The sequence below is a fragment of the Acidovorax sp. GW821-FHT09B03 genome (assembly GCF_059418305.1).
In genome coordinates this window covers 63,723-76,074 of sequence record NZ_JBWKPP010000005.1, presented here as the reverse complement: position 1 = coordinate 76,074, position 12,352 = coordinate 63,723, and the positions used below count along the sequence as shown (strand labels likewise).

General features: G+C 67.1%; 12 protein-coding genes. 3 read left to right on the top strand and 9 right to left on the bottom strand.

Annotated features, from left to right (window positions below):
• Positions 1 to 50 precede the first annotated feature (50 nt).
• Positions 51 to 1,283: a tyrosine--tRNA ligase gene (tyrS, locus tag AC07PA_RS11310; protein ID WP_007856962.1), complete on the bottom strand. Its 1,233-nt coding sequence runs from the start codon at positions 1,281 to 1,283 to the stop codon at positions 51 to 53.
• Positions 1,284 to 1,484: 201 nt separating this feature from the next.
• On the opposite strand from tyrS, the gene AC07PA_RS11305 reads away from it, so the two are divergent.
• Together AC07PA_RS11305 and AC07PA_RS11300 are read left to right on the top strand one after the other, a co-directional pair.
• Positions 1,485 to 2,843, top strand: coding sequence for a peptidoglycan DD-metalloendopeptidase family protein (locus AC07PA_RS11305; RefSeq protein ID WP_494605393.1), 1,359 nt, complete (start codon positions 1,485 to 1,487; stop codon positions 2,841 to 2,843).
• 13 nt (positions 2,844 to 2,856) lie between these two features.
• Positions 2,857 to 3,966 carry an anhydro-N-acetylmuramic acid kinase gene (locus AC07PA_RS11300; protein ID WP_494605391.1) on the top strand — a complete coding sequence of 370 codons (1,110 nt, stop codon included), beginning with the start codon at positions 2,857 to 2,859 and terminating at the stop codon, positions 3,964 to 3,966.
• 271 nt (positions 3,967 to 4,237) lie between these two features.
• Here the strand turns inward: AC07PA_RS11300 and mdtD are convergent, their stop codons facing one another.
• The 7 genes from mdtD to AC07PA_RS11265 form a co-directional block, all read right to left on the bottom strand.
• A complete protein-coding gene (gene mdtD, locus AC07PA_RS11295; protein ID WP_494605389.1) occupies positions 4,238 to 5,659 on the bottom strand; it encodes a multidrug transporter subunit MdtD in 1,422 nt (473 codons plus the stop codon).
• 98 nt (positions 5,660 to 5,757) lie between these two features.
• On the bottom strand, positions 5,758 to 6,123 hold the full coding sequence (gene erpA, locus AC07PA_RS11290; RefSeq protein ID WP_007856958.1) for an iron-sulfur cluster insertion protein ErpA: 366 nt from the start codon (positions 6,121 to 6,123) through the stop codon (positions 5,758 to 5,760).
• A gap of 32 nt (positions 6,124 to 6,155) precedes the next feature.
• Positions 6,156 to 6,581 carry a bactofilin family protein gene (locus AC07PA_RS11285; RefSeq protein WP_007856957.1) on the bottom strand — a complete coding sequence of 142 codons (426 nt, stop codon included), beginning with the start codon at positions 6,579 to 6,581 and terminating at the stop codon, positions 6,156 to 6,158.
• A 146-nt stretch (positions 6,582 to 6,727) separates the two neighbouring features.
• A complete protein-coding gene (locus tag AC07PA_RS11280; protein WP_145695912.1) occupies positions 6,728 to 7,441 on the bottom strand; it encodes a DUF6776 family protein in 714 nt (237 codons plus the stop codon).
• An 89-nt stretch (positions 7,442 to 7,530) separates the two neighbouring features.
• On the bottom strand, positions 7,531 to 7,923 hold the full coding sequence (gene rpsI / locus AC07PA_RS11275) for a 30S ribosomal protein S9 (protein ID WP_007856955.1): 393 nt from the start codon (positions 7,921 to 7,923) through the stop codon (positions 7,531 to 7,533).
• 11 nt (positions 7,924 to 7,934) lie between these two features.
• Positions 7,935 to 8,366 carry a 50S ribosomal protein L13 gene (gene rplM / locus AC07PA_RS11270; RefSeq protein WP_007856954.1) on the bottom strand — a complete coding sequence of 144 codons (432 nt, stop codon included), beginning with the start codon at positions 8,364 to 8,366 and terminating at the stop codon, positions 7,935 to 7,937.
• Positions 8,367 to 8,569: 203 nt separating this feature from the next.
• Positions 8,570 to 10,465: a serine/threonine protein kinase gene (locus AC07PA_RS11265; protein ID WP_494605385.1), complete on the bottom strand. Its 1,896-nt coding sequence runs from the start codon at positions 10,463 to 10,465 to the stop codon at positions 8,570 to 8,572.
• Between the two features lie 297 nt (positions 10,466 to 10,762).
• Between AC07PA_RS11265 and AC07PA_RS11260 the strand changes: the two genes are divergently transcribed.
• Positions 10,763 to 11,650, top strand: a complete 888-nt coding sequence (locus tag AC07PA_RS11260; protein ID WP_007856952.1) for a 23S rRNA (adenine(2030)-N(6))-methyltransferase RlmJ — start codon at positions 10,763 to 10,765, stop codon at positions 11,648 to 11,650.
• A gap of 33 nt (positions 11,651 to 11,683) precedes the next feature.
• Here AC07PA_RS11260 and AC07PA_RS11255 read toward each other — a convergent pair whose 3' ends face one another.
• Positions 11,684 to 12,289: a septal ring lytic transglycosylase RlpA family protein gene (locus AC07PA_RS11255; RefSeq protein ID WP_494605383.1), complete on the bottom strand. Its 606-nt coding sequence runs from the start codon at positions 12,287 to 12,289 to the stop codon at positions 11,684 to 11,686.
• Positions 12,290 to 12,352: the final 63 nt, after the last annotated feature.

Genomic DNA, 12,352 nt, shown 5'->3' with positions numbered 1-12,352 from the left:
GCCCCGACGGCGCGGGCCGGCAGGGCGTTGGCAGGACAAGGCAGGAACGTTCAGCCCAGGGTCACGCGTGCGAACTTGCGCTTGCCGACCTGCACCACGTAAGTGCCCGCTTCGAGCTTGAGGCCCTTGTCGCTGACCACGCTGCCATCCACACGCACGCCGCCGCCATCGATCAGGCGGCCAGCTTCGCTGCTGGACGGGGCCAGATTGGCGCCCTTGAGCAGCGCGCCGATACCGAGTGGGGCGCCGGACAGGCTGACATCCGGGATCTCGTCAGGCACGCCGCCCTTGCTGCGGTTGTGGAAGTCCTGCTCTGCCGCCTCGGCCGCGGCCGCGCTGTGAAAGCGCGTGGTGATCTCCTTGGCCAGCATGACCTTGGCGTCCTTGGGGTTGCGCCCGCCCGCCACCTCGGCCTTGAGGGCGGCGATCTGCTCCAGCGACTGGAAGGACAGCAGCGTGAACCAGTCCCACATCAGCGTGTCCGAGATCGACAGCACCTTGGCGAACATGGTGTTGGGCTCTTCGGAGATGCCGATGTAGTTGTTCTTGGACTTGGACATCTTGTCCACGCCGTCCAGGCCCACCAGCAGCGGCATGGTGAGCACACACTGTGGCTCCTGGCCGTATTCCTGCTGCAGGTGGCGGCCCATGAGCAGGTTGAACTTCTGGTCCGTGCCACCGAGTTCCAGGTCGCTCTTCAAGGCCACGGAGTCGTAGCCCTGCATCAGCGGGTACAGGAACTCGTGCACCGCAATGGACTGGCCTGTGGTGAAGCGCTTGTGGAAGTCGTCGCGCTCCATCATGCGCGCCACCGTGTACCTGGCGGCCAGCTGGATCATGCCGCTGGCACCCAGGGGCTCGCTCCACTCGCTGTTGTAGCGGATCTCGGTGCGGGCCGGGTCGAGCACCAGGCTGGCCTGGCGGTAGTAGGTCTCGGCATTGGCCTTGATCTGTTCGGGCGTGAGCGGCGGGCGCGTGCTGTTGCGGCCCGAGGGGTCACCGATCAGGCTGGTGAAGTCCCCGATCAGGAAGATCACCTGGTGGCCCAGATCTTGCAATTGCCGCATCTTGTTGAGCACCACGGTGTGGCCGATGTGGATGTCTGGGGCCGTGGGGTCCAGGCCCAGCTTGATGCGCAAGGGCTTGCCCGTGGCCTCCGAGCGCGCCAGCTTCTTGACCCATTCGTCCTGGGGAAGCAGCTCCTGCACGCCGCGCAGCGAGATTTCAAGCGCCCGTCCTACACCATCGGAAACCGGGTTCGTTGTAACAGCAGATTGATTCATAAGGGTTTTTTGGGATGTCTATACAGCGCGCACCGCTATACTCCAGCCCACATTGCAGAGGCGGATTCTAATGGGCCCGCTGTTTCGACCCGCCCTGGGCTCTGTCGAATCGCTGCAAACAGACAGTCTGTGCGCCTTGCCTTGCCCCGTATTCACACCGGGGAAGTGCCAGGAGACCACTCTCACACTGGGGATAGACCTTTGATTCACGGCTTGACCACCGCCAGCGCGGCTTTGCTAGACCGACTGTCCCAGAGCATCCAACAACACCCGAAACGCATCACCGCCGCCATCGCAGCACTGCTGCTCACGGGCGGCGGCGGCGCGTTTGCCGTGGCCTCGTTCGCCCCCGATCCAGCCGACATGCCGGTGCGCATGGTGAACTACCCGGTGGAATCGCTGGCCGAGAACCTGGTGCTGGGCCAGCTCGATGCGCCCGGCTTCTCGCTGTTCCGCTCCGAGCAGGTGCGCAGCAGCGACACCCCCGAATCGCTGTTGCAGCGCATGGGCGTGGCCGATCCGGCCGCCGCTGCCTTCCTGCGTGGTGACAATACTGTCCGACAGAACATGCTGGGCCGCACCGGCCGCTTCGTGTCGGCCGAGACCACCGACGACCACCGCCTGGTGCGCCTGACCGCGCGCTGGGTGCCTGACGACAGCGGCAACTTCCGCCGCCTGATCGTGGAGCGCACCGGCGAGAAGTTCGGCTCGCGCGTCGAGACCGCCAAACTGACGACCAGCAGCCGCCTGGCCGGCGGCGTGATCAACAGCTCGCTGTTCGCCGCGACCGATGCCTCCAACATCCCCGATGCCGTGGCCGTGCAGATGGCCGAGCTGTTCTCGGGCAATATCGACTTCCGCCGCTCGCTGCGCAAGGGTGACCGCTTCTCGGTGGTCTACGAAACCCTCGAAGCCGATGGCGAGCCGCTGAGCAGCGGCCGCGTGCTGAGCGCCGAGTTCGTCAACAACAACAAGACCCACCAGGCGATCTGGTTCCAGGAAGCCAACGCTTCCAAAGGCGCCTACTACACGCTGGACGGCGAAAGCATGCGCCGCGCCTACCTGACCTCCCCCGTGGAGTTCTCGCGCGTGACCAGCGGCTTCAAGATGCGCATGCACCCCATCCTGAAGACCTGGCGCGCCCACCTGGGCACCGATTTCGCAGCCCCCACGGGCACGCCCGTGCGCACCGTGGGCGACGGCGTGGTGGAGTTCTCCGGCGTGCAGAACGGCTTTGGCAACGTGGTCTTCGTCAAGCACCGCAACCAGCATGTCACCGTGTACGCCCACCTGAGCCGCATCGACGTGCGCCAGGGCCAGTCGGTGGAACAGGGCCAGACCCTGGGCGCCGTGGGCTCCACGGGCTGGGCCACCGGCCCGCACCTGCACTTCGAATTCCGCGTGAACGGCCAGCACCAGGATCCACAGACCATCGTGGCCGCGAGCGAAGCCGCGGCACCGGTGTCGAAGGCCGGTCGCCCAGCCTTCGACCGCCTGGCCTCCGCGATGCGCATCCAGCTCTCGGCTGCGGTCTCCATCGAGCAAGCCAGCGCTGAATAAGCATCCCTCGGCCATGTCCGAGCTGTACATCGGCCTGATGTCAGGCACCTCCCTCGACGGGATCGACGGGGTGCTGGCGGATTTCGCGGATGACCGCATGGTGGTGACCCACCATGCCAGCGCGCCTTTCGCGCCCGGACTGCGCGCAGAACTTTTGGCCCTCAACACCCCTGGCAGCGATGAGCTGCACCGCGCCGCCCTGGCGGGCAATGCCCTGGCCCGCGCCTATGCCGGCGTGGTGCGAACCCTGCTGGAACGCAGCGGGCTGGCACCCCAGGCCATTCGCGCCATCGGCGCCCACGGCCAGACCGTGCGCCATCGCCCGCAGGAGTTCGATGGCACGGGCTACACCCTGCAACTGAACAGCCCAGCCCTGCTGGCCGAGCGCACGGGCATCGCCGTAGTGGCGGATTTCCGCAGCCGCGACCTGGCGGCCGGCGGCCAGGGTGCGCCGCTGGTGCCGGCCTTCCACCGCGGCGTGTTCGGCCGCGAGGGCGAAACCATGCTGGTGCTCAACATCGGCGGCATCTCCAACCTCAGCGTGCTCGGCGCCGACGGCCAGGTGCTGGGCTTCGACTGCGGTCCCGGCAATGCCCTGATGGATCACTGGTGCCAGGGGCACACCGGCCAGGCGTTCGACGCCAGCGGTGCCTGGGCCGCCAGCGGCCAGGTGCTGCCCGAACTGCTGGCCCTGCTGCGCCAGGAGCCCTTTCTGCACAAGCCACCGCCCAAGAGCACGGGGCGCGACCTGTTCAACCCCGCCTGGCTCGCCAGCCGCCTGGAATCCTTCCTGGGCGCAGCGCCCCAGGACGTGCAGGCCACGCTCACGGAGTTCACGGCGCTGGCCTGCGCCGACGATGCCAGCCGCCATGCTGCGGGCGCCAAGACCCTGGCGGTCTGCGGCGGTGGTGCGCTCAATGCCCACCTCATGGCCCGGCTGCAGGCCGCCTGCCCTGCCCTGCAGGTACTCGCCACCGACGCCCTGGGCCTGCCCGCCCTGCAGGTCGAGGCGGCCGCCTTTGCCTGGCTGGCGCGCCAGGCCATCAGCAGCCAGCCGGGCAACCTGGCCAGCGTGACGGGCGCTGCCGGCGGGCGCATTCTGGGCGCCCTCTACCCGGCATAAGAGCCTGTTTACGATCTTTTCGGGGTCGTGTTGGGGCGCAATCGGGATGAGTGGATGCTTCGGGTGCGCTGCATGGGCCCATGCCCATGCAAGCAGCCGAGGCACTCAATCGCCCGATTTCGCCTCAACCCTTCGGGCAAGTGCCTTGCCGGGCGGTCTGCTGCGTTGCGGCGCTTGCCATAGCCGAGCTATTGGCTGCACCCCGCGCCTTGCATCCCATCCCGGCAAGGTACTTGCACGACCCTGAAAAGATCGTAAACAGGCTCTCAGCTCAGCCGTGGTCTGCGGCGTCGGCCGTGGTCGCTGCCTTGCTGCTGGCCCGGTCCTCGGGCGACAGCTGCCAGAAGATGCCGGCCGACGCCACCGTCATCAGCCCCATGCAGGCAAAGGTGGCCTGGAAGGCCGAAAGCGTGTGCGCCGCGCCTGGTGGCTGGAAGAAGGCAGTGAAGGCCGCTAACACCGCGCCCGCAGCCGCCACGCCCATGCCCATGGCCACCATCTGCACCATGGACAGCAGGCTGTTGCCGCTGCTGGCCGTGGCATGGTCCAGGTCCTTGAGGGTCACCGTGTTCATGGCCGTGAACTGCAGGGAGTTCACTGCACCGAAGACCGCCAGCTGCAGCACGCGTGCCCACAGCGGCTGGGACGGATCGGCCAGGCCGAAGCTGGCCATGGTCAGGCCGACCAGCAGGGTATTGCCCACCAGCACCTGGCGGTAGCCGAAGCGGGTGATCAGCGGCGTGGTGAAACGCTTCATCGACATGCCGGCAATCGCCACCGGCAGCATCATCATGCCCGCCTGCATCGGCGAGTAGCCCATGGTGACCTGCAGCAGCAGCGGGATCAGGAAGGGCATGCAGGAGCTGCCCAGCCGCGAGAACAGGTTGCCCAGCAGGCCGATGCGCAGTGTGTCGACCGAAAACAGGCTCGGAGAGAACAGCGGATCGGCGCGGCTCGCGGCGTGCAGCCAGTAGGCCACCAGGCTGGCCAGGCCGAAGACCATCAGCACCAGCACGCTGGCCTGGCGCAGGCCCATGCTGGCCAGGCCATCGAGCGCCAGCGACAGCGACACCATGCCGAAGGCCAGCATCAGGTAGCCGGCCAGGTCGAAACGGGGCACGAAGGTCACGGGCTCCCCGGGCATGAAGCGCAGCGTGGCGATGCAGCCCACCAGCCCCACGGGCACATTGATCAGGAAGATCCAGTGCCAGGAAGCGGCCTCCACCAGCCAGCCGCCCAGCGTGGGGCCGATCAGCGGGCCGATGAGACCGGGGATGGCGACGAAGCTCATGGCCTGCAGGAACTGCTCGCGCGGAAAGGTGCGCAGCACCACCAGCCGCCCCACCGGCAGCAGCAGCGCACCGCCCAGCCCCTGCACCACGCGGGCTGCCACGAGCTGGGGAAGGTTCTGGGCCATGGCGCAGCACACCGAGCCCAGCACGAACAGCACGATGGCCGAGAAGAAGACGCGGCGCGAGCCGAAGCGATCGGCCAGCCAGCCCGAGGCCGGGATCAGCATGGCCATGGCCAGCGAATAGGCCACCACCACCGACTGCATCTGCAGCGGGCTCTCACCCAGGCTGCGCGCCATGGCCGGCAGCGCGGTGTTGACGATGGTGGCGTCCAGCGTCTGCATGAAGAAGCCGATGGCCACCAGCCAGAGAAGGACCTTGCGGGATTGTTCTTGCTGCATGCGCTGCCAGGCTACGGGGAAATCGAGAGCCCCAAATGAAAAGCCGCCCGAAGGCGGCTTGCTGTGGTCACCGGGGCCGTAGGCACGACCCGGCGGCCTCAGGCGGAGAAGCTGGAGCCGCAGCCGCAGGTGGTCGTGGCGTTGGGGTTCTTGATCACGAACTGGGCGCCCTGCAGGTCTTCCTTGTAGTCGATCTCGGCACCGACCAGGTACTGGTAGCTCATGGCGTCGATCAGCAGCGAGACGCCATTCTTGGTCATGGTGGTGTCGTCGTCGTTCGTGATTTCATCGAACGTGAAGCCGTACTGGAAGCCCGAGCATCCGCCACCCTGCACGAAGACACGCAGCTTGAGGTCGGGATTGCCTTCTTCCGCGATCAGGTCCGCCACCTTCGCCGCAGCACTGTCGGTGAACAGGATGGGGGCGGGCATTTCGGTCTGGATGTTCTCGGCAACTGCGCTCATGGGGGGCTCCGTTATCAGGTTTGGGGCCAATACTACTGCAAAGCAGTCGGGGATTCAGGGGCTGCCGGCTTTGACGACAACTGCAGTGGGGGCTTTTCGTCGGCCACCACCGCCAGCGGGCACATCTGGCCCGTGATCATGGCGCCCTGGTGCATTTCCAGCGCCTTGTAGTGCACGTTGCCCGTGATGCGCGCCTTGGGCTGCAGCTCCAGCAGCTCGGCCGCATGCACCGGGCCGGTCACCGAGCCGTTGACGATCACGTGGTCGGCATGCACTGCCCCCTCGACACGCGCTGATTCGGAGATCACCAGGATGCTGGGCTGCTCGGTGCCCGAGCGGATGTCGCCCACCACCTCGCCATCGATGCGCATCCCCTCGCCAAACAGCACATTGCCGTCGATGCGGGTGCCATGGGCCACCAGGCTCTTGATCGGGGGCTGCTTCTTTCGGGAAAACATGGGCAAAACTCCTGGGTCAGGGATGGCGGCCCGCAGGCGCCAGGGGCGTCGGCAGGCGGTCGGTCCATCCGCAGCAAAAATGAAAGGCAGAACCCTGGCTTTCTGCCCGCTCCGCACACAAGGTGGCGGGCGACGGCAGGTGGCGGCTATTCCGCCGCCAGGGCCATGGTCTGGGAGGTGCGCAGGGTGCTGCCATCCAGCACCCGCGCGGTCACGGTTTTTACCACGGCATCGGGTGGCAGGGTCAACATCCCCTCCAGGCGCCGGTACTGGCGCAGCTGCAGGGCTGCGCCCTGAGGAAAGGTCTGCGTCCAGGGCTTGCCGTCCTGCGTTCCCGCCAGCACCAGTTCCAGCTTGCCATTGAACTCCGGCGCGTTGCGCGCGGCCTGGATCACCAGCACCTGCCAGCGCAACTGCATGCCGCCCACGGTTTCGGCGTGCAGGCCGCGAATGGCCACGCCCTCCGTGGAGCCTGCCGGGATGAGGCGCTCGAAGAACCCGAGGTCCTCGCGCAGCGTGCGGTTCTCGGCCTCGAGCTGCCGTACCTGGGCCATCAGGGTCTGCAGGGTGGCCCGGTCGGCGGTGAGGATGCTCTCGGCCGTCTGCGAGACGGCATGCTGGCGCTGCGTCTCCTCCACCAGCCGTGCCACCTCGCCGCGCAGCCGCACCAGCTCCTCGCGGGCGCCGGAATCGAGCCCGGCGATGGACTTGCCGAACTCGAAGGCCCATAGCGCCACGGCGGCGCACAAGCCGAAAACCACCGCCAGCAGCAGCCAGCGCACAGGCCAGGGCATGGCGCTGCGGATGGCCACACGGGGGGCACTGATGGTCAGCCGGCGGCGAAGAAGGCGCAAACGCATGGGAGGCGGAAACGGGTGCTCGAAAACGAAGAGCGCACCTTAAACGAAAAAACCGCCCGAAGGCGGTTTTTTTGCAGGGCAGCCCAGGCTTAACGCTTGGAGAACTGCTTGGCGCGGCGTGCAGAGTGCAGACCGACCTTCTTACGTTCCACTTCGCGGGCATCGCGCGTCACGAAGCCGGCTTGGCTCAGTGCGGGCTTGAGCGTCGCGTCGTAGTCGATCAGGGCGCGGGTGATGCCATGGCGGGCAGCGCCAGCCTGGCCGGATTCACCGCCACCGTGCACATTGATCTGGATGTCGAAGGTTTCGACATGGTTCGTCAGTGCCAGGGGCTGCTTGGCGATCATGATCGAGGTTTCGCGGCCGAAGTAGGACTGGATGTCCTTGCCGTTTACCGTGATCTTGCCAGTGCCTTTTTTCAGAAACACGCGGGCGACGCTGGACTTGCGACGGCCGGTGCCATTGTTCCATTCACCAATCATCTCAAGGCTCCTTAGATTTCCAGAGCCTTGGGCTGCTGGGCGGTGTGGGGATGCTCTGCACCACCATACACCTTGAGTTTCTTGATCATTGCGTAGCCCAGGGGACCCTTGGGCAGCATGCCCTTGACGGCCTTCTCCAGCGCGCGGCCGGGGTGCTTGGCTTGCATGTCGCGGAAGTTCGTGGCCGTGATACCGCCGGGGTAACCCGAATGGCGGTAGTACACCTTGTCCAGGGACTTGGTGCCGGTGACCTTGAGCTGGGCGGCATTGATGATGACGATGAAGTCACCGGTGTCGACGTGAGGCGTGTAAATGGCCTTGTGTTTGCCGCGCAAACGGAGAGCAACTTCGCTGGCTACTCGTCCGAGGACCTTGTTGGTCGCGTCAATCACAAACCACTCGTGCACGACCTCAGCGGGCTTGGCGCTGAAAGTAGTAGTCATGAGTTTTCTCTTTGAAGAGGGTTTGGCGGGTCCTTTTCCACGGTCGGTGCTTCTCTGAAGGAAGCCTCTTAGGTGGCATGAAATTCCTCGCCGCGGGACCACAAAGCGCTGCGAAGCCCTCGATTATACGAATTACCAAGCCTGCGGCGCAAGCCATGCCTTGCGAAAGCCGCGCAAGGCGCCCGGCTCCACGCCGGGAAGGCTCAGGGCGACTGGCGGCGGCGCGCCTCTTCGGCGTCGTAGCGGCGCTTGTTCTCCACGCAAATGGCGGATCCAGCCTGGGACGGCTTCTGGCATTCGTTGTGGATGCACATGGGACGGGCCAGGAAGCTGGCGTCGGCACAGGTCTCCTGCGGCGACGGCACGCGCACCGGCGCGGGACGGGGGCGCTCCACCGGTGGCGGTGGCGGTGGCGCCGGTGGCGGCTCCTCATGGACCACGACGGGCGCAGGCGCAGACTCGGAGGCCACGGCGCGTTTCGGCTTGGGCACGGGCTTGGCCGCCGCAGCCGCCGATGCAGCCTCGGCCACCGTCGGCGTGGCCCCCAGAGGCGCGCTGGCCACGGTGGTTGCGGGCTCCGATGCGGGCACCAGAACCGCCACCGCCTCGGACGCAGCGGGCGCCGGCTCGGCCATCTCGGTGATGATGTCGTCCACGGGGGCTGCTTTCGGACCACGGCCTTGCGACCACCAGACCCCGGCAGCCGCCACGGCCAACCCGGCCGCACCCAGCACCAGCCACACCGGCATGCGACTCGAACGCCGGTCGGCGCGCGCCGCCAGGGCTGCGCTGGCACGCTCGGACTCCGTGAGGGCCGCGCGCACCCGGCCCGCAGCGCCGCTGGAATCGCCACGGCCGTGGCGCGCAGTCTTGCGGTCCGCGCCGGGCATGGGCACCTCGAGGACCTGCGTGTCCACGGGGTCCATGAAGACGGTGTCGGCCGCGCCCCGCTGCACGGTATCGGGGTATTCCTCGGCCTGGGCCTCCTCGGCTTTCGCCTCCAGCGCCTTGTTCACCTGGGCCTCGATCTGGGCCACGATGGCAGGGGCCGCCGTCACGTCCACCGTCGGGGTCAGCAGGCCGGGACCGGGCTGGTCGGCAGGCTCCACCCAGATATCGCCCAGGTCGGCGCGGAAGTCGAAATGCTCCACCCCCTCAGGGGGGCTGGTCATCTCCATCAGTTGCAGGAAGGCGTCGATGCTCTGGGGCCGGTCCTCCGGCCTGAGCGACAGCGCCTGCGAGACCGCGGCCACGAAGGCCGGCGAATACTCGACCCCCAGTTGCTTCTTGACGGTCTTGGCCACCCGCGAGAACGGCACCATGCGGTCCTTGATGGAGCGCAGGGTGGCCGGCAGGGGCGTGTCGTTGCACAGGCAGCCGTGCACCACGGCCGCCAGCGAGTACAGGTCGCTCCAGGGCCCCTGGCGCAGGTCGTCGTCACCTTCGGAATACTGCTCGATGGGTGCGTAGTTCACCTTCAGCACGGCGGTGTGCTTGTGGTCCTTGTCGTTGATCGCATGGCGCGCCGCGCCCAGGTCCAGCAGCACCGGTGGCCCGCTGTCCTGCAGGAAGATGTTGTCCGGCGAGATGTCACGGTGCAGGGTCTTGCCGTCGTGCAGCACGCGCAGGGCCCCCAGCACCGACCACAGCAACTTGCGCAGCCATTCCTCGGTGGGCGGCGTGCGCATCTGGGCGCGCGCCTGCTTGAAGGTCATGCCGGAATACAGGGGCATGACCATGTAGGCGGTGTTGTTGGCCTCCCAGAAGCGGAACACCTTGACCAGCGAGGGGTGGTCGAACTGCGCCAGCAGGCGGGCCTCGCCCACAAAGGATTCGAGGCCGGCGTGGAAGGTCTGCTGGTCCGACGAGGAACGCACCCACAGCGACTGACCCTGGGCACGCCCGGCCAGCGCCGAAGGCATGTACTCCTTGATCGCCACCGCCCGGTGCAGCGAATGGTCGAAGGCCTTGTAGACCATGCCGAAACCACCCACGCCCAGCAAGGCCAGGATTTCGAACTCGGCCAGCCGCGTTCCAGGCGGCAGCGCATCGACATGGCTGACGGCGCTGGCAGGAGCAGGAACAGAGGTTTCGGTCATTGTGCGAAAAGGCTGGGCGGACAGGCCGCCGGGACGGGGGGCAGGAAACCGCTGAGAGGGGCCGTCCCGCGGCACCTGCGATCATGATGCATGACAGCCGGTGGCATTGAAACAAAAAGCCACATATCTGCCAAAAACGTCACGCAGGAACCTCCCAGCACGCAATTCTGCCCTGTACTGCATTGTCCATGCCACCTGTGGCGCCTGAAAGACCCAATTGACGGGAGTGGGGCCATCTGATCCGGCGGCCAGCGCCGAAATATCGGTCCAGGCGCTGACAATCGTTACCATTGGGGCATGTTCAGTTACCGCCACGCCTTCCATGCAGGCAACCACGCCGACGTGCTCAAGCACACGGTGCTGATTGCCACCTTGCAGCACCTTACCGAGAAAGACGCGGCCCTGACCGTGCTGGACACCCATGCAGGCGCAGGCCTGTACCGGCTGGACGGCGACTATGCCAATACCAGCGCCGAGTCCGCCGACGGCATCGCCCGGCTGGTCGCACCCGGGGCACCCGCGCTCAAACCCGCCTTGCAGGCCTATGTGGACATGGTGCGCGCCTTCAACCAGGGGGCGGCCACACGCGTCTACCCGGGCTCGCCCTTCATCATCCAGCGCCTGCTGCGCGACCATGACAAGCTCAAGCTGTTCGAGCTGCACCCCACCGACCTGCGCGCACTCGCCGGCAACGTGGCCCAGCTCGAAGCCGGGCGACAGGTGGCGGTGCTGCACGAGGACGGGTTCGAGGGCATCAAGAAATTCCTGCCTCCGCCGGCCCGGCGCGCGCTGGTGCTGTGCGACCCCAGCTACGAGATGAAAAATGACTACGGCAAGGTGCTCGACATGGCGGCGGATTCGCTCAAGCGCTTTGCCACCGGCACCTATGCCTTCTGGTACCCGATCATCCCGCGCCCCGAAGCCCATGACCTGCCGCGCCGCCTGAAGACCCTGGCCACCAAGGCGGGGAAAAGCTGGCTGCATGCCACGCTGACCGTCAAGTCCAGCAAGATGACCGAAACCGCGAGCGGCGACACCAAGCGCCCCGGCCTGCCGGCCAGCGGCATGTTCCTGATCAACCCACCCTTCACGCTCAAGGCGGCGCTCAAGGACGCCCTGCCGCAGATGGCGGAGCTGCTGGCGCAGGACCGGAACGCGACGCACACCCTGGAGTCCGGCGGATAAGCAGGACGGCTGCCACGGCGGCGCTCGCAACGCTCAGGGGGAACGCAGCAGGCGCGGCGCAGCCGCACGGCTGCGGCGCGCGTTGGCCGCTGGCGCCTGCGTTTCGCGGGCCGCAGGCAGGGCAAAGCGCTGCGGAAGGTTATCGAGGGGAGCGGGTGGGCAGGTGACGGCATCGCCACCCACAGGGAACACATCCACGGGCTTGAGCCCCCCTTGCACCCCCAGGGCCAAGGCCGCACCACGGCTCAGGTCGACGATGCGGTTGGCCACGTGCGGGCCCCGGTCGTTGACCCGCACCACCACGCCCTTGCCCGTTTCCCGGTCCCGCACGCAGATGCGGGTGCCAAAGGCCAGCGTGCGGTGCGCCGCCGTCATCGCATTCATGTCGAACAACTCGCCGCTGGCCGTGCGCCGCCGGTGGAAGCGCTGGCCATACCAGGAGGCCAGGCCCGTTTCCAGGGGGCCCTCGTCCGCACCGAGGGCGTCGTCGTCCTCATCTTCATCCATGTCCGCCACATCCGCCGACAGGCTGGGGCGGGTCAATCCCTGCACCCCCACGGCCCCGGGGCGCAATGGCAGGGTCTCGGCGGGGTCCGGCGGCACCCTGAGGTCGCTGCCCGTGGCGCCATCCAGACGCACACCCGCTTCCTCGCCCCATGCCGCTGGCCACCACAGCAGGCAGCAGGCCACCAGCGCGCAGGC

Excerpts from the sequence above, each read along its gene's own strand:
- AC07PA_RS11300 (WP_494605391.1), top strand. The coding sequence starts at position 2,857 with ATGTCCGAGCTGTACATCGGCCTGATGTCAGGCACCTCCCTCGACGGG.
- AC07PA_RS11260 (WP_007856952.1), top strand. The coding sequence starts at position 10,763 with ATGTTCAGTTACCGCCACGCCTTCCATGCAGGCAACCACGCCGACGTG.
- rpsI (WP_007856955.1), bottom strand. The coding sequence starts at position 7,923 with ATGATTGGTGAATGGAACAATGGCACCGGCCGTCGCAAGTCCAGCGTC.
- rplM (WP_007856954.1), bottom strand. The coding sequence starts at position 8,366 with ATGACTACTACTTTCAGCGCCAAGCCCGCTGAGGTCGTGCACGAGTGG.
- erpA (WP_007856958.1), bottom strand. The coding sequence starts at position 6,123 with ATGAGCGCAGTTGCCGAGAACATCCAGACCGAAATGCCCGCCCCCATC.
- AC07PA_RS11265 (WP_494605385.1), bottom strand. The coding sequence starts at position 10,465 with ATGACCGAAACCTCTGTTCCTGCTCCTGCCAGCGCCGTCAGCCATGTC.
- tyrS (WP_007856962.1), bottom strand. The coding sequence starts at position 1,283 with ATGAATCAATCTGCTGTTACAACGAACCCGGTTTCCGATGGTGTAGGA.
- AC07PA_RS11285 (WP_007856957.1), bottom strand. The coding sequence starts at position 6,581 with ATGTTTTCCCGAAAGAAGCAGCCCCCGATCAAGAGCCTGGTGGCCCAT.
- mdtD (WP_494605389.1), bottom strand. The coding sequence starts at position 5,659 with ATGCAGCAAGAACAATCCCGCAAGGTCCTTCTCTGGCTGGTGGCCATC.
- AC07PA_RS11280 (WP_145695912.1), bottom strand. The coding sequence starts at position 7,441 with ATGCGTTTGCGCCTTCTTCGCCGCCGGCTGACCATCAGTGCCCCCCGT.